The 17,458-nt window shown below is 71.0% G+C and carries 21 protein-coding genes, 1 pseudogene and 1 riboswitch; of the genes and pseudogenes, 11 read left to right on the top strand and 11 right to left on the bottom strand.

Translation table 11 applies throughout. The annotated features are described in order from the left end of the window. Positions 1-23 precede the first annotated feature (23 nt). The 4 genes from OG972_RS34945 to bioB all read right to left on the bottom strand — a co-directional run bounded on the left by OG972_RS34945 (position 24) and on the right by bioB (position 4,025). On the bottom strand, positions 24-707 hold the full coding sequence (locus tag OG972_RS34945; RefSeq protein ID WP_266988414.1) for a class I SAM-dependent methyltransferase: 684 nt from the start codon (positions 705-707) through the stop codon (positions 24-26). A gap of 139 nt (positions 708-846) precedes the next feature. Next, positions 847-1,542 carry a dethiobiotin synthase gene (gene bioD, locus OG972_RS34950; RefSeq protein ID WP_266988416.1) on the bottom strand — a complete coding sequence of 232 codons (696 nt, stop codon included), beginning with the start codon at positions 1,540-1,542 and terminating at the stop codon, positions 847-849. A 1-nt stretch (position 1,543) separates the two neighbouring features. Then, a complete protein-coding gene (locus OG972_RS34955) occupies positions 1,544-2,848 on the bottom strand; it encodes an adenosylmethionine--8-amino-7-oxononanoate transaminase (protein ID WP_266988418.1) in 1,305 nt (434 codons plus the stop codon). Then, positions 2,841-4,025, bottom strand: a complete 1,185-nt coding sequence (bioB, locus tag OG972_RS34960) for a biotin synthase BioB (protein WP_266988420.1) — start codon at positions 4,023-4,025, stop codon at positions 2,841-2,843. Before bioB ends, OG972_RS34955 begins: the two co-directional genes overlap by 8 nt. A 144-nt stretch (positions 4,026-4,169) precedes the next feature. Here bioB and OG972_RS34965 point away from each other — a divergent pair, with 144 nt between their 5' ends. Beyond that, positions 4,170-5,312, top strand: coding sequence for an 8-amino-7-oxononanoate synthase (locus OG972_RS34965; RefSeq protein WP_266988422.1), 1,143 nt, complete (start codon positions 4,170-4,172; stop codon positions 5,310-5,312). 13 nt (positions 5,313-5,325) lie between these two features. Here OG972_RS34965 and OG972_RS34970 read toward each other — a convergent pair whose 3' ends face one another. After that, positions 5,326-5,532: a DUF397 domain-containing protein gene (locus OG972_RS34970; RefSeq protein WP_266988424.1), complete on the bottom strand. Its 207-nt coding sequence runs from the start codon at positions 5,530-5,532 to the stop codon at positions 5,326-5,328. 27 nt (positions 5,533-5,559) lie between these two features. Next, positions 5,560-6,417 (bottom strand): helix-turn-helix transcriptional regulator, encoded by an 858-nt coding sequence (locus OG972_RS34975; RefSeq protein WP_266988425.1) that lies wholly within the window; start codon positions 6,415-6,417, stop codon positions 5,560-5,562. Between the two features lie 203 nt (positions 6,418-6,620). Between OG972_RS34975 and OG972_RS34980 the strand changes: the two genes are divergently transcribed. Beyond that, entirely contained in the window at positions 6,621-7,052 is a 432-nt protein-coding gene (locus OG972_RS34980) for an ATP-binding protein (RefSeq protein WP_266988427.1), read from the top strand. 22 nt (positions 7,053-7,074) lie between these two features. Here OG972_RS34980 and OG972_RS34985 read toward each other — a convergent pair whose 3' ends face one another. Continuing rightward, positions 7,075-7,992, bottom strand: a complete 918-nt coding sequence (locus OG972_RS34985) for a LysR family transcriptional regulator (protein WP_266988429.1) — start codon at positions 7,990-7,992, stop codon at positions 7,075-7,077. Between the two features lie 72 nt (positions 7,993-8,064). Between OG972_RS34985 and OG972_RS34990 the strand changes: the two genes are divergently transcribed. After that, on the top strand, positions 8,065-8,706 hold the full coding sequence (locus OG972_RS34990) for a LysE family translocator (protein WP_266988431.1): 642 nt from the start codon (positions 8,065-8,067) through the stop codon (positions 8,704-8,706). Between the two features lie 41 nt (positions 8,707-8,747). Here the strand turns inward: OG972_RS34990 and OG972_RS34995 are convergent, their stop codons facing one another. The 3 genes from OG972_RS34995 to OG972_RS35005 form a co-directional block, all read right to left on the bottom strand. Then, entirely contained in the window at positions 8,748-9,221 is a 474-nt protein-coding gene (locus OG972_RS34995; protein ID WP_266988433.1) for a C40 family peptidase, read from the bottom strand. A 3-nt stretch (positions 9,222-9,224) separates the two neighbouring features. Then, a riboswitch (cyclic di-AMP (ydaO/yuaA leader) is annotated at positions 9,225-9,411 on the bottom strand. 315 nt (positions 9,412-9,726) lie between these two features. Further along, positions 9,727-10,035: a hypothetical protein gene (locus tag OG972_RS35000; RefSeq protein ID WP_266988435.1), complete on the bottom strand. Its 309-nt coding sequence runs from the start codon at positions 10,033-10,035 to the stop codon at positions 9,727-9,729. Between the two features lie 7 nt (positions 10,036-10,042). After that, the gene (locus tag OG972_RS35005; protein ID WP_266988437.1) at positions 10,043-10,678 is read right to left on the bottom strand and encodes an ATP-dependent Clp protease proteolytic subunit; all 636 of its coding nucleotides are present in this window, start codon (positions 10,676-10,678) and stop codon (positions 10,043-10,045) included. A gap of 87 nt (positions 10,679-10,765) precedes the next feature. Here OG972_RS35005 and OG972_RS35010 point away from each other — a divergent pair, with 87 nt between their 5' ends. After that, positions 10,766-11,050 carry a type II toxin-antitoxin system Phd/YefM family antitoxin gene (locus OG972_RS35010; protein ID WP_266988439.1) on the top strand — a complete coding sequence of 95 codons (285 nt, stop codon included), beginning with the start codon at positions 10,766-10,768 and terminating at the stop codon, positions 11,048-11,050. A gap of 73 nt (positions 11,051-11,123) precedes the next feature. Here the strand turns inward: OG972_RS35010 and OG972_RS35015 are convergent. Further along, a pseudogene (locus tag OG972_RS35015) lies at positions 11,124-12,058 on the bottom strand (ABC transporter permease). A 104-nt stretch (positions 12,059-12,162) separates the two neighbouring features. Here OG972_RS35015 and OG972_RS35020 point away from each other — a divergent pair. The 7 genes from OG972_RS35020 to OG972_RS35050 all read left to right on the top strand — a co-directional run bounded on the left by OG972_RS35020 (position 12,163) and on the right by OG972_RS35050 (position 17,414). Next, positions 12,163-12,783: a TetR/AcrR family transcriptional regulator gene (locus OG972_RS35020; RefSeq protein ID WP_266988441.1), complete on the top strand. Its 621-nt coding sequence runs from the start codon at positions 12,163-12,165 to the stop codon at positions 12,781-12,783. 138 nt (positions 12,784-12,921) lie between these two features. After that, positions 12,922-13,224 (top strand): urease subunit gamma, encoded by a 303-nt coding sequence (locus OG972_RS35025; protein WP_266990894.1) that lies wholly within the window; start codon positions 12,922-12,924, stop codon positions 13,222-13,224. Positions 13,225-13,236: 12 nt separating this feature from the next. Continuing rightward, entirely contained in the window at positions 13,237-13,548 is a 312-nt protein-coding gene (locus OG972_RS35030) for an urease subunit beta (protein WP_266988443.1), read from the top strand. Beyond that, the gene (locus tag OG972_RS35035; protein ID WP_266988445.1) at positions 13,541-15,262 is read left to right on the top strand and encodes an urease subunit alpha; all 1,722 of its coding nucleotides are present in this window, start codon (positions 13,541-13,543) and stop codon (positions 15,260-15,262) included. The genes OG972_RS35030 and OG972_RS35035 overlap by 8 nt, the downstream gene beginning before the upstream one ends. A gap of 13 nt (positions 15,263-15,275) precedes the next feature. After that, on the top strand, positions 15,276-15,938 hold the full coding sequence (locus OG972_RS35040; protein WP_266988447.1) for an urease accessory protein UreF: 663 nt from the start codon (positions 15,276-15,278) through the stop codon (positions 15,936-15,938). A gap of 37 nt (positions 15,939-15,975) precedes the next feature. Beyond that, positions 15,976-16,653, top strand: a complete 678-nt coding sequence (gene ureG / locus OG972_RS35045; RefSeq protein WP_266988449.1) for an urease accessory protein UreG — start codon at positions 15,976-15,978, stop codon at positions 16,651-16,653. Then, positions 16,650-17,414, top strand: coding sequence for an urease accessory protein UreD (locus OG972_RS35050; protein WP_266988451.1), 765 nt, complete (start codon positions 16,650-16,652; stop codon positions 17,412-17,414). Before ureG ends, OG972_RS35050 begins: the two co-directional genes overlap by 4 nt. Positions 17,415-17,458 lie beyond the last annotated feature (44 nt).

The raw sequence follows: 17,458 nt of genomic DNA on the forward strand, positions 1-17,458 counted from the left end.
ATCCGGAAGACAGGCCGCACGCCTCAGGAGGTGTCCACCACGGTCGTCCGACGGGCCACGCCCAGGACGCACTCAGAAGTAGGGAGCCGGATCCCCCAGTCCGGCATCTTCACCTTGCGGTACGCCTCCACCACGAACCCGGCCTCCTCGATCGCGGTGAGCGTGTCCCGGGCCGTATGACACCCGCCGCCCAGCAGCGGCCACACCGTGCGGTCCAGTGCCCGCTGCACCGTCGCCATGGCGCGGTCATCGGCCCGCACATGCTCGAAGAAGCGCAGCTCCCCGCCGGGACGCAGCACCCGCTCGATCTCCGCGAGCGACCGCTCGACATTCCGTACGGTGCACAGCACCAGTGACGCGACGGCCCCGTCGAACGCCTCGCTCTTCACCGGCAGCGCCTCCGCGGCACCCGGCACGACATCCACCGGAAGGCCGGCACGCAGCGCGGACCGTACCGCCAACTGCCGCAGGGTGCGCTCGGGTTCGATCGCCACCACTTCGGAGACGGCGGGCGGATAGTGGGCGAAGTTCAGGCCGTTGCCCACACCGACCTCGATGATGCGTCCGGACAGTCCGGCGAGCAGTTCCGAGCGAATGGCCGCCATCCCGGCCCTGGTCTCCGCCGCCACACTCATGCGGGCGTAGAACCGGGCGAAGACCGGGTGGTGCACCGCGTCCTTCGGGATCTTCGTGCTCCGCAGATGCATGACGGACCTCCTCGACAGGACCGGCTGCACCGGGCGGCTCGGTCGGGCGGGACCGCCCGACCGGAGCTGCCCGACGTGAGAAACCCGGCCGGCAAAGTACGGCTACTTCGATTCTGCCCCGTCCCGGGCCACTCAGCCGTCAGTCGGCGGTCCGGTTGCCGCCCAACTCCGCGGTCAGCCAACTCGCCGCCCGGGCACGGAATTCGGCGGGCGCGAGGGCGCCCGCGCCCGCCGGTACGGCGCCCAGCAGCGGCGCGCCCGCCGCCACCGGCAGATCGTCGAGATTGCAGCGCGCGGCCAGATCGGGTTCGGCGGGCATGCTGCCCACGACCACGCCCAGGCACTCCAGCCCACGCGTCCGCAGCGCCTCCGAGGTCAGCGCGGTGGAATTGAGCGTGCCGAGCCCTGCGGGTGCCACGACCAGGACCGGAGCGCCGAGCAGCCGCGCCGCGTCCGCGAGCGTGGCGCCTGCGTCGTCGAACCGTACGAGCAGCCCTCCCGCGCCCTCGACCAGCACCAGATCGTGCTCGGTGGCGAGCTTCTCGGCTGCCTCCGCGATCTGTTCCGGGCGCACGGGCGCCAGGCCCGCCCGCCGCGCGGCCGTGTCCGGCGCCAACGGCTCGGGGAACCGGGCCAGTTCGAGGCCGGTCACCGTCTCGCCGGCAAGCCTGCGCACCTCGAAGACATCGCCCGGCTCGCCCGGCGCAACGCCCGTCTGGGCAGGCTTGAGCACGGCCACCGAACGCCCGGAGGCGACCGCCACCGCGGCCACGGCCGCCGTGACGACCGTCTTGCCGATCTCCGTACCCGTACCGCTCACCATCAGTACCGACATCTCAGCCCTCCCGCGCCGCCGCGCACACCGCACGGCAGATTCGCGCCAGATCGTCGTCGCCCGTCACATACGGCGGCATCGTGTAGATCAGGTCCCGGAACGGGCGCAGCCACACGCCCTCACGGACCGCGGCCTCGGTGGCTGCCGCCATGTTCACGTCGTGATCGAGCTGTACGACGCCGATGGCGCCCAGAACGCGTACATCCCGTACACCTGCGATCGCGCGGGCCCCGGCCAGGCCGCCCAGCAACCCCGCTTCCAGGCGCTTGACCTCCTGCTGCCAGTCCTGGCCGAGCAGTAGATCGATCGAGGCGAGGGCCACCGCTGCGGCCAGCGGATTGCCCATGAAGGTCGGCCCGTGCGCAAGCACCGGGACCTTGCCGCTCGAGATACCGTCCGCCACCCGTGAGGTGCAGAGGGTCGCCGCCATCGTCAGATAGCCGCCGGTCAGCGCCTTGCCGACGCACATCACGTCGGGGGAGACCCCGGCATGCCCGGCGGCGAACAGCTTCCCCGTACGCCCGAAACCGGTCGCGATCTCGTCGAACACCAACAGCACGTCATGGGCGTCGCACGCCTCGCGCAGCACCCGCAGATAGCCGGGGGAGTGGAACCGCATCCCGCCCGCACCCTGCACCACCGGCTCCACGATCACCGCGGCCAGCTCATCGGCATGCTGCGCGATCAGCCCCCGCAGATGCTGTACGTACGTCTCATCCGGTTCCTCGTCGAAGCCGCCCGGCGGCTCGTCGGCGAAGACCTGCCGGGGCAGCACGCCCGACCACAGCTCATGCATGCCACCCTCGGGGTCGCAGACGGACATCGGCTGCCAGGTGTCCCCGTGGTAGCCGCCGCGCCAGGTCAGCAGCCGCTGTTTGGCGGGCTTTCCGGTCGAGTTCCAGTACTGCAGACACATCTTCACCGCGACCTCGACCGACACCGAACCCGAGTCGGCGAGGAAGACATGGCGCAGCGGCTCCGGTGTGATCTCGACCAGCCTGGCGGCCAGCCGCACGGCGGGCTCATGGGTGAGCCCGCCGAACATCACATGGCTCATCCGGTCCAGCTGGCCACGCGCCGCCTCGTTGAGCACCGGGTGGTTGTAGCCGTGCACCGCCGACCACCAGGACGACATGCCGTCGACCAACTCGCCCTGCCCGTGGGCCGGTTCGGCGAGCCGCAGACGTACCCCGGACGCGGACTCCACGACCAGCGGCTCCTGCCGGCCAGGCATCGGGCCGTACGGATGCCAGACGTGGTCCCGGTCCAGGGCCCGCAGTTCGGCCGGGGAGAGGGGCTCAGGCATTGGGTGCGAGATCCGTTCCCGCGCCACGACGGCGGACCGCCACCAGATCCGTACGCGCGCCCGGCGTCCCGGCCTCGGCGTCCCCCGGCTCGTCGGTCACGTCACCGCAGGGCGCACAGCCCCCGGCGTGCGAGCCGCAGCCGCCACCGGTCTCCGCCTCGGCCGCCGCGTCCGTACGGTGCCGGGGCAGCGTCGTCGTACCCGCGCCCTCCACCTCGAAACCGGCGTCCGCGATCATGTCCAGATCTGCCTGCCCCGCCTGGCCCTCACTGGTCAGATAGTCGCCCAGGAAGATCGAGTTGACCAGGTGCAGGGCGAGCGGCTGCATCGAGCGCAGATGCACTTCTCGGCCGCCCGCGAGCCGGACCTCGACATCCGGGCAGACGAACCGGACCATTGCCAGAATGCGCAGACAGCGCTGCGGGGTGAGGTTCCACTCCTTGGCGAGAGGGGTCCCCTCGAACGGAATCAGAAAGTTCACCGGAACCGAGTCCGGGTCCAGCTCGCGCAGCGAGAAGACGACGTCGACCAGATCCGCGTCGCTCTCACCCATCCCGGCGATCAGCCCGGAGCACGCCGAGAGTCCCGCGGCCTGCGCCTGCTGGACGGTCTCCACCCGGTCCGCATAGGTGTGGGTGGTGGTGATGTCCCCGTACGTCCCCTCGGACGTATTGAGGTTGTGGTTGTACGCGTCGGCGCCCGCAGAACGCAGCCGGTCGGCCTGCCCGGCGGAGAGCAGACCGAGGCAGGCGCACACCTCGACGCCCTCGTTCTGCTCCTTGATCGCCTCGATCGTCTGCGACACCCGGTCGACGTCCCGGTCCGTCGGACCGCGGCCGCTCGCCACCAGACAGACGCGCTTCGCGCCGCCCGCCACCCCGGCGGCGGCGGCCTTCGACGCCTCGTCCGGTTTCAGCCAGGTGTACTTGAGGATCTCGGCCTTCGAGCCGAGCCGCTGAGAGCAGTACGAGCAGTCCTCCGGGCAGAGCCCGGACTTGAGATTGACCAGATAGTTCAGCTTCACCCGTCGGCCGAACCACTGACGGCGCACCTTCCCGGCCGCGGCCACCACTTCGAGGAGGTCGTCGTCCGAGGTCGCCAGCACGGCGAGCGCTTCTTCGCGGGTCGGCAGCTCGCGCCGCAGCCCCTTGTCCACCAACGTGTTCAGGAGGTCCATGGTCACGATCCTGGCTTACGGCACCGCCCGCAGCCAAGGAGGAACCGGACAACAGAGCCCACAGAGCATGTGTGTATTGCCACACCATGACGGGCCGCGCCCCCGGTTAGGCTCTGTGAGCTGCCTACAAAAGGGACCGCCGCCATGTCCTTCGCCCCGTTCGACTGGATCGATGACGAGGCGCGCCGCCGTGCGGACGCCGGGCTCGTCCGTACTCTGCGCCCCCGGCCCGCCGAGCCGGAACTGCTGGACCTCGCGAGCAACGACTACCTGGGCCTCACCCGGCACCCCGAGGTGACCGCTGCCGCCGCCGAGGCCGCGCACCGGTGGGGTGCGGGCGCCACCGGCTCCCGGCTGGTCACCGGTTCCACCGCGCTGCACGCCGAGCTCGAACGCGAACTCGCCGAATTCTGCGGTTTCGAAGCGGCCCTCGTCCTCTCCTCCGGCTACGCGGCCAATCTCGCCGCCCTCACCGCCCTCACCGGCCGTGGCTCCCTGATCGTCTCCGACGCGGGCAATCACGCCTCCATCGTGGACGGCTGCCGCCTCTCCCGGGCGGACACCGTCGTCGTACCCCACGCCGATCCCGAAGCCGTCGCCAAGGAGCTGCGCGCGCACGGCGGCCGCGCCCTGGCCGTCACCGACTCGGTCTTCTCCGTCGACGGAGACGCCGCGCCGCTGCCGGAACTGGCCGACGTCTGCCGTACGGAGGGCGCCGCGCTGCTCGTCGACGACGCGCACGGTCTGGGTGTGCTCGGGGAGGGCGGGCGCGGCGCCCTCGCCGCCGCCGGTCTCGCGGGTGGTGACGGGATCGTCACCACCCTCACCCTCTCCAAGTCCCTGGGCAGTCAGGGCGGAGCCGTCCTCGGCCCGGCCCGGGTGATCGACCATCTGGTCAACGCGGCCCGCACCTTCATCTTCGACACCGGGCTCGCACCGGCCGCGACGGGCGCGGCTCTCGCGAGCCTGCGCCTGCTGCGCCGCGAGCCGGCACGCGCGGGCAGGGCCCGTACGGTCGCCACCGCACTGTACGAACGGCTGACCGCGGAGGGGCTGACCGCCGTACGCCCCGACGCCGCAGTCGTCTCGGTCAGGGCACCTTCGCCGGACGCGGCGGTGCGCTGGGCGGCCGACTGCCGCGCGGCCGGGATCGCGGTGGGCTGCTTCCGCCCGCCGTCGGTCCCGGACGGCATCTCGCGGCTGCGGCTCACCGCGCGGGCCGACCTCACGGAGGCGCAGATCGCGACCGCGGTGGCGACCGTCCTGCGGACCGCGCCACTGACCTGACGGAGCCGGCCGGTCAGCCGACCGGACCGTCGTTCAGACCGGAGACGAACGAAGTCCAGGCCGCCGCGGAGAACCGCAGCGGGGGCCTGGACACATCTTTGGAATCCCGCACGGCCAGCTGTTCCGCGCCGAACGGAGCTGCTTCCACGCAGTTGTTCATACCCGTGCTGCGGCTACTGCGCCGCCACATTAACTCGTGCTGTGCGAGGCAATCGGACATCGGGCCCCCTCGGGCAGTCTGAGGTTCCTAACCGTCGCGGTCGATCGCGGCGATGAGGTCCAACGAGTGCTCCGGCGACAACGCGTGTGCCTGCATCGTGCGGAAGGCCGAGCTGTACGCCTCAAGGTCTTCTTTCCGCTCCAGGTAGAGGCTACTCGTCAAATGGTCAAGAACGACCACATCCAGATCGGAAGTATTCGGAAATGAGAAGATAACGAACGGTCCAGTGATGCCGATGTATCCGCCGACCGAGAACGGCAGCAACTGCACCTGCACATGGGGAAGTTGGGACAACCGTGCCACATGGCGCAGCTGCTCACGCATCACTCGGCGCCCGCCGACCTCGCGCCGCAGCACCGCCTCGTCGAGCACTGCGGTCAGCCGCAACGGCGGGTCCGTCCGCAGCACCCCCTGCCGCGCGAGCCGCACCTCCACCAGCGAGTCCAGCTGACCGGCGGGCAGCCCGTCCAGGGACGAACGGGTCACCGCCCGCGCGTAGTCGGCGGTCTGCAGCAGTCCGGGAACCACCGAGGTTTCCAGCGTGCGGGCGGTCCGGGCCTGGGACTCCAGACTGATGAAGTCCCGGTACTGGGGCGGGATGAGGCCGCGGTAGGCGTGCCACCAGCCCGTGCCACCACCGCCCGCCGAGCCCGCAAGCATCTCCAGGAGCGCCCGTAACTGTGCGTCGTCCACGCCGTAGGCATCAAGCAGCCGGCCCACATCGGCCGGCTTCACCCCGCTCGCACCGGTCTCGATCCGGCTCACCTTCGACTGGTGCCAGCCGAGGATCCGTGCGGCGTCCCGACTGGTCAGTCCGGACGTGTGGCGCAGACTCCGCAGTTCCTCCCCGAGTTTGCGGCGACGTACTGCGGGGCCGTGCTGCATCGGCGGCCTCCCTCCCTCTCGTACCGAGGGGCCAGTGTGCCGCCACCCACGCCTGTCCGGGCCGGAGTTCACCGCTTCGAGCGACAGATATATGCATATCTCGTCGGATCGCCGTCACAGCGGGCAGCATCAGTGGCAATCTGGCGCGAAGCACATCCCGGACCGGTCGCGGGTCGGTCCGGGCAGGAAAGGGACGGCTCGCCATGGCAGACCATCAAGAAGCACGTGTCACTCTGCCCAGCGAGCCGGTCTCGGTCCCCACAGCCCGGAGATACGTGGCCCGGGTGCTCGCCGACTGGGGACTGCCCGACGACACCGAGACCGCCGACACCATCCGGCTCATCGTCTCGGAACTCGTGACCAACGCCGTCCAGCACACCTTCGGTCAGTCGCCCACCTTCACCGTGGACCTCCGGCTGGAGCGTGAGGAGGAGCTGCATCTCGGGGTGACGGACAGTCACCCCCGCTGGCCCCAGCGCCTGCCCGCCGCCGTGCGGCAGGACAACGGTCGCGGCATGGTGATCATCCGCTGTCTGGCCAAGGAGTGCGGCGGACGTCTCAGGGTCACGCCCACCAGCGAGGGGGGCAAGACCGTCTGGCTCGCGCTCCCGTGGACCGTACCCGACCGGACCTGACTGCCCGAGCGGGCGGCGCACGTCACTGCGCCGACGTCGCCCGCCCGAAGCCGCCGCGCAGCAGTGCGCACAGCGTCGCCGCCGCTCCGCTCGCGCGCTCGCCGTGGTGCACCACCGAGATCGTCCGCCGGAACGCCGCGGGTTCCAGCCGCCGCACGGACAGGGGAGTCGGTGACATCGCGGCGACCATCTCCGGCACCACCGCCATCCCGATCCCCGCGCTGACCAGGGCGCACACCAGGGCATAGCCGGGCGACTCGCAGACCACCGCGGGCGTCGCCCCCACCTCGGCCAGGGCGTTCTCCACCCCGCGGCGGGGCGGATGGGCCGGTGCGCTGCTGATCAGCGGCCGGCCTGCCAGCTCCGTCACCGGCAGCCGTCCCGTGCCCTCGGACAGCACCTGGCCGACCGCAGTGATCAGCACCAGCTCCTCGACCAGCAGCGGCTCCACGCAGACCCCGGACGGCACCGGCGCCGCGGGCCCCGGCTCGTACGCATGGGTCAGCGCCAGATCGACCTCGCCCGAGGCGACGGCGGCGATCCCCCCGGGCGGTTCGTAGTCCGTGACGGACAGCTCCACATCCGGGTGGGCGCGCCGGAACGCGCTCAGTACCGGCGGCAGCAGATGGATACCCGCCGTGGTGAACGTGCCGACCCGGAGGCGTCCGCCGGAGAGCCCGGCCAGTCGGCTCAGTTCGTGGCGCGCACGGTCCATCTCGTCGAGGACCCGTCGGGCGCGTACGACCAGCAACTCGCCCGCGGCCGTCAGCCGGGCGCCACGGTGGTGGCGCACCAGCAGCGCGGCGCCCGCCTCCCGCTCCAGCTTGGCCAGCTGCTGGGAGAGTGCGGGCGCGGTGTAGCCGAGGCGGGCGGCGGCGCGCGTGATCGAACCGGCCTCGGCGACCGCCACCAGCGCCGCGAGCCGCGTCGGGTCGAACATTAAGCGTTCCTTTTGGCAGACCCAGAAGATTGCAAGTACATGCTGAAGGCTACGTCGGTCCATGGTGGACCCATGGACGGACAACTGATCGCCTTCATCGGGGTCGCCGCAGGGATGGTGGCGCTGCCGGGCGCGGACTTCACGGTGGTCGTACGGAACGCACTCGCCTCGCGTGCGGCCGGGGTGGCCACGGCGCTGGGGGTTGCCGGGGGACTGCTCATCCACACGGCGCTCGCCGTCGCCGGGCTCGCGGCGGTCCTGGTCACGATGCCCGTCCTGTTCCGCGCGGTGCAGCTGCTCGGCGGGGCGTACGTCCTCTATCTGGGAATCAGCGGCGTGCACGCGGCACGACGCCGTACCAGGGATGCGGGCGTGGACACGCGAGTGGACGGAGGGCCGACGGCGACGAGCGCGCGGCGCGCCCTGCGCCAGGGCTTTCTGACCAACGCTCTGAACCCCAAGGCGCCCGTGCTCTTCCTGAGCCTGCTGCCGCAATTCGTCCCTGACGGACAGCCGCCCCTCCCCAGGACCCTGCTGCTGGCCACCGTCGTCGTGCTGCTCGCGCTGATCTGGTTCCCGTCCGTGGCGCTCCTGGTGGACCGTCTGGGCCGGTGGCTGCGCCGGCCGCGTACCGCCCGCGCCATCGAGGGCGGCAGCGGCGCGGCGCTCACCGCGCTGGGGCTGGTCCTGGTGACCGGACCCCTGGTGCACTGAACCACGTGGTGAATGGGGGAGCCTGAGGAGAATCGGAGGGGTCAGCGAACTCGTCCGTACCAGACGCTCCTCGTCCAGATCTTCTCCAGCCGCACGACGGAACCGGTCTTCGGAGAGTGCCAGATCTTCCCCCTGCCGGCGTAGATGCCCACGTGATAGACACTTCGCCCCCAGTGGAAGAAGACCAGATCGCCGCGTTTCCGTTTCGATGCCGAGACGTGGCGGGTCTTGTTGTACTGCTGCTGGGCGGTGCGTGGGAGCCTCTTGCCCACCTTTTTGAACGTGTACAGCACCAGGCCGGAACAGTCGAAGCGATGGGGGCCGGTGGCCCCGTACCGGTACGGCGATCCCTTCTTCGACGCGGCGATCTTGAGGACCTTCGTCGAATGCGTCGCGGCCTGGGCGTCGGACACGGCGCCGGGGGCGATCATGGTGCCGCCGACGGCAGCGAGCGTCAGAACCGTGGCCGTACCGGCCCGGGTGATCAGAAACGGGACATGAACCTGCGCAGTCATGCGCAACCCTTCGTCAGCCGCCTGTGAAGGATGACCTGTCGGGTTCGGGCTGGCGAAGTTGCCCGGCCGCGCGATGCGGCTTCACCCCGAGGGACGACCGGATGCCCGGTCGACCCGTTGCGCTCGGGTCCTCCACTCCTGCCGATCCACTTCTGTCGACCAGTCATCCGGGCGGCGGCAGGACTCGGCGTCCGCCCGGACCGCCTCGCCGTGGTGGCGGGGGCTTGTCGTCCCACGGATCTTGACTCACCGACTGCCGGATTTCCGACGTAAGACAGCGATATGGGAAGTTCACCACCAATGGTCTATTCGGGTGGGCGAGGGGTGATTTGGGTACTCGTCAGGCTGCCTCGACCGGTCCCGTACCAGCGGCGGAACGGCATATTTCGCTCACCGTCCACGTCGGCGGCGCAAGTCGAGCTGTCCCTCTCGTGGGGGATTCCTTGCGCCGGACGAGCGAGAAAATTCGATCAGCGTGCCGGGCGTGTCGCCTATGGAGAGATGATCAACTCATCGGGGCCGGGGGCACGGTGACCCGTTCGGCCCGCCGTTCCCCGTCCAACACGCGCAGTGCCCGTGCCAACGTGGCGGCGTGGATCTGTGCTTCACCCCGCTCGTGCATCAAGGTGAGCGCGTCCCGCAGGGCGCCCGACCGCGAGGCGAGTGCCTGGGCCGCGCGCAGCGCGCCGTAGGTGTCGCTGCCGCGGGCGGGGTTGATCCGGCCCAGCTGGTCGAGCACTTCCAGGTAGCAGTCGATGAACTCGGCCTCGGCGCGCGTCAGCGCGGGCAGCGGTGGGAGGTGGGGTGGCTGCATCGGCGGTTCACCTCACGCTGTTCGGCGGGAGCGACGTCTTGCGGTTCTCCAGGACGTGGTCCACCAGCCCGTACGCCTTGGCTCCGGCGGCGTCGAGGATGAGGTCGCGCTCGAAGTCGGCGGCGATTCGCTCGGCGCTGCGGCCGGTGTGGCGGGCCAGCATGCGGGTGAGCAGCTCACGGACGCGGACCAGTTCCCGCGCCTCGATCTCCAGATCGGACGGTTGGCCCTGAACCGGCTCCGGGAGCTCGGGCTGCTGGACGACGACCCTGGCCCCGGGCAGGGCGTGCCGTCGGCCGGGAGCGCCCGCGGCGAGCAGGACCGCCGCGCTGGAACCGGCCTGGCCGAGGCAGAACGTCTCCACCTCGCAGGTGAGGTAGTCCATCGTGTCGTAGATGGCGGACATGGCGCCGAACGAGCCGCCGGGGGAGTTGATGTAGAGGGAGATCGGCCGCTCGGGCGCGGCGTGCTCCAGATACATGAACTGCGCGACCAGGTCGTTGGCGGCGGTGTCGTCGACCGGGGTACCGAGGAAGACGATGCGCTCGGCGAGCAGTTTGGAGTACGGGTCGAGGGTGCGGGTCCCGTCGGTCGTGCGCTCGGTGAACTCGGGCAGGACGTAACGGGCGGCAGGGCGGAACATGGCTGGCCTCTCCTCCGGTGTCTGTACGCGCCTGCAGGGGCATCCGTAAAAAATGTACAGGACGTACAGAAGGTTATGATGGGGACTATGGCCTACGAGATTCCGGTGACGCAAGCGCGAGCTGAACTCGCCGAACTGATCAACCGCGTCGTCTACGGCGGCGAGCGGGTCGTGGTGACGCGGCACGGAAAGCCGCTCGTGGCGCTCGTCTCGGCCGCTGACCTGGAGCGACTGGAGGACGACGCGGCCGTCGCGGAGGAGCAGGTGATCAGCTCGGTCTCCTCGATCGGCCCCGCGGCGTCCGCTCCGGGCGAACGGCGGCGCTTCGGCATCGCCGCGGAACACCGGGGACAGCGCGACGGGGGCAACTGACCGCCTCTGCACGCAAAGGCCGTGCACCCCCGTCCGCTTCGGCAGGGGTGCACGGCGGCCGTGGCGGTGGGACTCAGCCCACCAGAGCCGGCTCCGGCGTGCCGGGTGCCGGGACCGTCGCCAGTGCCCGGCGTCGGCCTCCGGCGAGAACGGCGGTCAGTCCCAGGGCCACCCAGACGGTGAGGGTCAGTGCGGCGCCGCCCGCGGCGCTGCCGTCGAAGAAAGCGACCGACCGCAGCAGTGATCCGCCCGCGCCGGGCGGCAGCAGCTGTCCGATCGTGCCGACCGGCCGGGGCAGCAATTCGGGCGCGCTGGTGACGCCGGAGAACGGGTTGCCCAGCAGCACCATGACCAGGGCGCCGAGCCCGACCCCGGGCGGGCCGATCAGTGCCGCGAACCCGGCCACGGTCGCGCCGATGGCCAGCACGGTGAGCCCGAGCGCCCCGGCCTCGGCCCACCAGTTGCCCGTGACCACCCCGAGCCAGCTGTCCGTGAGGGCTGTGGCGGCGATCCCGACGAGCGCCGCGACACCGATCAGCGCCGCGGCGGCCCGGCCGCCGCGCAGCTTCAGCTCGCGCCGAGCGCGCTGCCGCGCGGATCCCGGGCGGGCGCCGCCACGACATCCGTGACCGGCACCTGACTGCCCGTCGGGGCCTGTGCGGTGACGGCGTCGCGCAGCAGCTGGGCGACCACCGGGCTCGCCGCGGACGCGGTCAGCAGGTGCGGGCCCTCGGGTGCGGTCACGACCGCGCCGTATACGACCCGGTTTTCGATGGCGGTACGGGCCGCGGCCTCGCCGCCGTAACGGTGCACCTCGAAGGCGTCGCCGTGCCGCTCGAACTGTTGCTGGAGCCGGTCGGCGGCGGGCGCGGAGCCCGCGATGCCGACGGGCAGGTGGCGCGGCGCGATCCGGGCGGCGGGCCAGACGAAGGCCCAGAGTGCGATGGTCACCACGACCGGGATCAGGAGGACGACCGCCACCATGCGGCGGCTCGGCGTGGCGGGCATGGGGCCTCGATTCAAAGAGAAGGATCGTTCGTTTTGCGTTTCGCACTCACTGTTCCGCCGGTGCGGGAGCTGTCAAGAAGGAATGTTCGTTTTAGATTGGCCGCATGGCTCGCGTATCCCAGGAACACCTCGATGCCCGCCGCCGCCAGATCCTCGACGGCGCCGCGCGCTGCTTTTCCCGGAACGGATTCCACGGCACGTCGATGCAGGACGTCCTGCAGGAGGTGGGTCTCTCCGCGGGTGCGGTCTACCGATACTTCAGCGGCAAGGACGATCTGATCGCGGCCATTGCCGGGGAGGCGGTCGGCGGCGTCCGGCGGGCGTTCGAGGAGGCTGCCCGGGTCAGCCCGCCGCCCACCCCCGATGTGCTGATCGGCCGGGTGACGCGCACGCTGTTCTGCGGCGACGACCGGGGAATGGACCGGCAGGCCTACGCCGGGCTGATCGTGCAGGTGTGGTCCGAGACGCTGCGCAGCGAGCGGCTGGCCGCCACGCTCAGTGAGGCGTACGGCGGTCTGCGGCTGGCCTGGACGGAGCTGGTCGAGGTGTACCGCGACACCGGCATGCTCGCCGCCGATGTGCCGTCCGACCATGTGGCCCGCACGCTGATCGCCACCGCCCAGGGGTTCATTGCGCAGCTGGCCATGTTCGGGGACGCCGCGCCCGAGGTGCTGGAGGACGGCCTGCGCGGGCTGATGTCCATGGATCTGCAAAAGATCAGTTAACGCGCCGGAAAAACTTGCGCCCTAACCTGCAATACCTCGTCGTGAGACAGCGGTTCTGCGTTCAACAGTCTGTTGAGCACGGTTAATGTCTCGCTGCGCCCAGAACCGGACTGGGCGAAGGACTGTGAGGTGGACACGTTGCAACTGACCCCGCATGAGCAGGAACGCCTGCTCATTCATGTGGCTGCCGATGTGGCGGAGAAGCGCCGGGCACGTGGACTGAGGCTCAACCACCCCGAGGCGGTCGCGCTGATCACTGCGCATCTGCTGGAGGGTGCCCGCGACGGCCGTACGGTCGCGGAGCTGATGGCGTCCGGGCGGAAGGTCCTCACCCGCGACGACGTCATGGACGGGATCCCCGAGATGGTCCACGACGTCCAGGTCGAGGCCACCTTCCCGGACGGCACCAAGCTCGTCACCGTCCATGACCCGATCGTCTGACGGGGCGCCGCCGTGATCCCCGGAGAGATCCTGTACGCGGACGGGCCCGTGCCGCTCAACGCGGGCCGAGCCGTCACCCGCCTCACCGTCCTCAACGCCGCCGACCGGCCCGTCCAGGTCGGCTCGCACTACCACTTCGCCGAGGCCAACCCGGGTCTGGACTTCGACCGTTCGGCCGCGCACGGCCTGCGGCTGAACATCGCCGCCGGAACCGCCGTCCGCTTCGAGCCCGGCATCCCCGTCGACATCGAACTCGTGCCCCTCGCCGGACGGCGCATCGTCCCGGGCCTGCGCGGCGAAACCGGAGGTGCCCTCGATGGCTGAGCTCAACCGCGCCGTGTACGCCGATCTGTTCGGGCCCACCACCGGCGACCGCATCCGGCTCGCCGACACCGATCTGCTCGTCGAGGTCGAGGAGGACCGCTCCGGCGGTCCCGGACTCGCGGGCGACGAGGCGGTGTTCGGCGGCGGCAAGGTGATCCGCGAGTCGATGGGCCAGGCGCGCACCACCCGCGCCGAAGGAGCCCCCGACACCGTCATCACCGGTGCCGTCATCATCGACCACTGGGGCATCGTCAAGGCGGACATCGGCATCCGCGACGGCCGGATCACCGGGATCGGCAAGGCCGGCAACCCGGACACGATGGACGGCGTCCACCCCGACCTCGTCATCGGCCCCGAAACCGAAATCATCGCCGGCAACGGCAAGTTCGTGACGGCCGGCGCCATTGACGCCCATGTCCACTTCATCTCGCCGACCATCGTCGACCAGGCGCTCTCCGCCGGTGTCACCACGCTCGTCGGCGGCGGCACCGGACCGGCCGAAGGCACGAAGGCGACCACGGTCACTCCGGGAGCCTGGCACCTGGCCCGGATGTTCGAGTCGCTGGAGACCTACCCCGTCAACATCGGGCTGCTCGGCAAGGGCAACACGATGTCCGGCGACGCCATGCGGGCCCAACTGCGCGGCGGCGCACTCGGATTCAAAATTCATGAGGACTGGGGGGCCACCCCGGCCGTCATCGACGCCTGCCTGAAGGTGTGCGAGGAGAGCGGCGCGCAGCTCGCCATCCACACGGACACCCTCAATGAGGCCGGATTCGTCGCCGACACCCTCGCCGCGATCGCCGGGCGCTCCATCCACGCGTACCACACCGAAGGCGCCGGCGGCGGGCATGCCCCGGACATCATCACCGTGGTCTCCGAGCCGTACGTCCTGCCGAGCTCCACCAATCCGACCCGGCCGCACACCGTCAACACCATCGAGGAACACCTCGACATGCTGATGGTCTGCCACCATCTCAACCCCGCCGTGCCGGAGGACCTGGCGTTCGCCGAATCGCGGATCCGGCCGTCCACCATCGCGGCCGAGGACATCCTCCACGACCTCGGGGCGATCTCGATCATTTCCTCCGACGCCCAGGCGATGGGCCGCGTGGGCGAGGTCGTCCTGCGCACCTGGCAGACCGCCCATGTGATGAAGAAGCGCCGTGGCCCGCTGCCCGGCGACGGTCGGGCCGACAATCACCGGGTCCGTCGCTATGTCGCCAAATACACCATCAATCCGGCTGTCGCCCAGGGCCTCGACCAGGAGATCGGCTCCGTCGAGACAGGCAAACTCGCCGACCTGGTGCTCTGGGAGCCGGCGTTCTTCGGAGTCAAACCGCAGACCGTCATCAAGGGCGGACAGATCGCGTACGCGCAGATGGGCGACGCCAACGCATCCATCCCCACCCCGCAGCCGGTCATGCCCAGGCCCATGTTCGGCGCACTCGGCCGGGCGCCCGCCGCGAACTCGTTCAACTTCGTCGCGAGCGCGGCCATCGAGGACGGGCTGCCCGAACGCCTCGGACTCGGCAAGAGGTTCGTACCGATCACCAGTACCCGTGGCGTGACCAAGGCGGACATGCGGGAGAACGACGCCCTGCCGCGCGTCCACGTCGACCCGGACAGCTTCGCCGTCACCATCGACGACGAACCGGTCGAACCCGCGCCCGCCGCCGAACTCCCCATGGCCCAACGCTATTTCCTCTTCTGAGACAGGGCATGTGATGAGCCGCGCAGCTCTGCTCGTCCTCGCCGACGGCCGGTTCCCCGCCGGTGGCCACGCCCACTCGGGTGGCGCCGAACCGGCCGTCGAGGCAGGACGCATCCGTAACGCCGAGGACCTGGCCGCCTTCTGCCGGGGCCGCCTGCACACCACCGGACTCACCACCGCGGCACTCGCCGCGGCGGCCGCCCACGGCCTCGACCCGCTCGCCCTCGACGAGGCCGCCGACGCGCGCACCCCGTCGCCCGCCCTGCGGGCGGTCGCGCGCAAGCTCGGCCGTCAGCTGATGCGGGCCGCCCGCGCCACCTGGCCCAGCCCCGAACTCGCCGCGCTCGCCCAGGCCCGCCCGCGCGGCGCCCACCAGCCCGTGGTGCTCGGCCTCACCGCACGTGCGGCGGGGCTCGGGCCCGAGGACGCGGCGCACTGCGTGGCGTACGAGACGGTCAGCGGACCGGCCACCGCGGTGGTCCGGCTGCTCTCCCTGAACCCCTTCGAGGCCACCGCTGTCCTCGCCCGCCTGGCACCCGAACTCGACCGGGTCGCCGAACAGGCCGCCGTCGCAGCACGGAGCGGCATCGACGCGCTGCCCGCCGCATCGGCGCCGCTGCTCGACATCACCGCGGAGGCCCACGCCGCGTGGCCGGTCCGCCTGTTCGCCTCGTAGAACCACACGCACCACACCCCACCAGGAGCCGCACCCCATGCATCTCGACCACTCCCACGACGGCCCGGCCGCGGTGAGCGCCGATGCCGCACGCCCGGACGGCACCCGCCGCGCCCTGCGCATCGGGCTCGGCGGGCCGGTAGGCTCCGGCAAGACGGCGACGGTCGCCGCGCTCTGCCGTGCGCTGCGTGACCAGCTGTCCATCGCCGTCGTCACCAACGACATCTACACCCGCGAGGACGCCGAGTTCCTGCTTCGCAACGCCGTACTCCCGCCCGAGCGCATCCAGGCCGTCGAGACCGGCGCCTGCCCGCACACCGCCATCCGTGACGACATCTCCGCCAACCTCGAAGCCGTCGAGGACCTGGAGGACCGCGTCGGACCTCTCGATCTGATCCTCGTCGAGTCGGGCGGCGACAATCTCACCGCCACCTTCTCCAAGGGCCTCGTCGACGCCCAGATCTTCGTCATCGACGTGGCGGGCGGCGACGACATCCCGCGCAAGGGCGGCCCCGGCGTCACCACCTCCGACCTCCTCGTGATCAACAAGACCGACCTCGCTCCGTACGTCGGCTCCGATCTGGACCGGATGGCCCACGATGCCGCACAGCAGCGCGGCGCACTGCCCGTAGCCTTCACCTCTCTCACCTCCGGCGAAGGGGTCGGCCCCGTGGCGGCCTGGGTGCGCGCACAGCTCGCCGCCTGGACCGCATGAGCGTCCAGGCGGCCGCCCGGATCACCGCCGTCCTCGACGGCCGCGGCGCCACGGCCCTTCCCGTGCTGGAGAGCGACGGGCCGCTCGCCCTGCGCCGGACCAGGGCCACCACCACCCCGTACGCCCGCGTCACCGTCGTCGGTGCGATGAGCGCACCGCTGGGCGGCGACCGGCTCTCCATCGCCGCGCGCGTCGAGGAGGGCGCCCGGCTCACGGTGGACTCCGCAGCGGCCACTGTCGCGCTGCCAGGACCCGGTCGGATACCCCAACCCGCCTCGTACGACGTCGCGTTGACCGTCGGAGAGCGGGGAGTTCTCAACTGGCTTCCGGAGCAGCTCATTTCCGCGTCCGGCAGCGAGCTGCACATGACCACCCGGGTCGAACTCGCCGCCACGGCACGGCTGGTGCTGCGTGAGGAGCAGGTCCTCGGTCGGCACGGCGAGTCCACCGGCACCCTCGGCGCCCGCCTCACCGTCCACCGTGTCGGCCGTCCGCTCCTCGACCAGGAGGTGGCGTACGGTCCCGGGGCGCCCGGCGGCTGGGACGGCGGGGCCGTACTCGGCGGCCATCGCGCGGTCGGCCAACTCCTGGTCGTGGACCCGGGATTCGAGGACAAATGCCCCGATACCCGACTGCTGGGGCCGACCGCCGTACTCACCCGTCTCGCCGGCCCCGGGGTGCTGGTGACCGCGGTGGCCCCCGATGCTCGACTGCTGCGTACCGTCCTGGACGACGCCCTGGGTGAGCTGCTGGACGCCTGACGCGGGTGGGCACCGCTCAGCGGGACACGGGTCTCCGGTTATCG

Origin of the sequence: Streptomyces sp. NBC_01669 (assembly GCF_026339735.1) — a bacterium.
Taxonomy (GTDB): Bacteria; Actinomycetota; Actinomycetes; order Streptomycetales; family Streptomycetaceae; genus Streptomyces; species Streptomyces yanii.

Coding starts and splice junctions, on each gene's coding strand:
- OG972_RS34945 (WP_266988414.1), bottom strand. CDS start 707: ATGCATCTGCGGAGCACGAAGATCCCGAAGGACGCGGTGCACCACCCG.
- bioD (WP_266988416.1), bottom strand. CDS start 1,542: ATGTCGGTACTGATGGTGAGCGGTACGGGTACGGAGATCGGCAAGACG.
- OG972_RS34955 (WP_266988418.1), bottom strand. CDS start 2,848: ATGCCTGAGCCCCTCTCCCCGGCCGAACTGCGGGCCCTGGACCGGGAC.
- bioB (WP_266988420.1), bottom strand. CDS start 4,025: ATGGACCTCCTGAACACGTTGGTGGACAAGGGGCTGCGGCGCGAGCTG.
- OG972_RS34965 (WP_266988422.1), top strand. CDS start 4,170: ATGTCCTTCGCCCCGTTCGACTGGATCGATGACGAGGCGCGCCGCCGT.
- OG972_RS34970 (WP_266988424.1), bottom strand. CDS start 5,532: ATGTCCGATTGCCTCGCACAGCACGAGTTAATGTGGCGGCGCAGTAGC.
- OG972_RS34975 (WP_266988425.1), bottom strand. CDS start 6,417: ATGCAGCACGGCCCCGCAGTACGTCGCCGCAAACTCGGGGAGGAACTG.
- OG972_RS34980 (WP_266988427.1), top strand. CDS start 6,621: ATGGCAGACCATCAAGAAGCACGTGTCACTCTGCCCAGCGAGCCGGTC.
- OG972_RS34985 (WP_266988429.1), bottom strand. CDS start 7,992: ATGTTCGACCCGACGCGGCTCGCGGCGCTGGTGGCGGTCGCCGAGGCC.
- OG972_RS34990 (WP_266988431.1), top strand. CDS start 8,065: ATGGACGGACAACTGATCGCCTTCATCGGGGTCGCCGCAGGGATGGTG.
- OG972_RS34995 (WP_266988433.1), bottom strand. CDS start 9,221: ATGACTGCGCAGGTTCATGTCCCGTTTCTGATCACCCGGGCCGGTACG.
- OG972_RS35000 (WP_266988435.1), bottom strand. CDS start 10,035: ATGCAGCCACCCCACCTCCCACCGCTGCCCGCGCTGACGCGCGCCGAG.
- OG972_RS35005 (WP_266988437.1), bottom strand. CDS start 10,678: ATGTTCCGCCCTGCCGCCCGTTACGTCCTGCCCGAGTTCACCGAGCGC.
- OG972_RS35010 (WP_266988439.1), top strand. CDS start 10,766: ATGGCCTACGAGATTCCGGTGACGCAAGCGCGAGCTGAACTCGCCGAA.
- OG972_RS35020 (WP_266988441.1), top strand. CDS start 12,163: ATGGCTCGCGTATCCCAGGAACACCTCGATGCCCGCCGCCGCCAGATC.
- OG972_RS35035 (WP_266988445.1), top strand. CDS start 13,541: ATGGCTGAGCTCAACCGCGCCGTGTACGCCGATCTGTTCGGGCCCACC.
- OG972_RS35040 (WP_266988447.1), top strand. CDS start 15,276: ATGAGCCGCGCAGCTCTGCTCGTCCTCGCCGACGGCCGGTTCCCCGCC.
- ureG (WP_266988449.1), top strand. CDS start 15,976: ATGCATCTCGACCACTCCCACGACGGCCCGGCCGCGGTGAGCGCCGAT.
- OG972_RS35050 (WP_266988451.1), top strand. CDS start 16,650: ATGAGCGTCCAGGCGGCCGCCCGGATCACCGCCGTCCTCGACGGCCGC.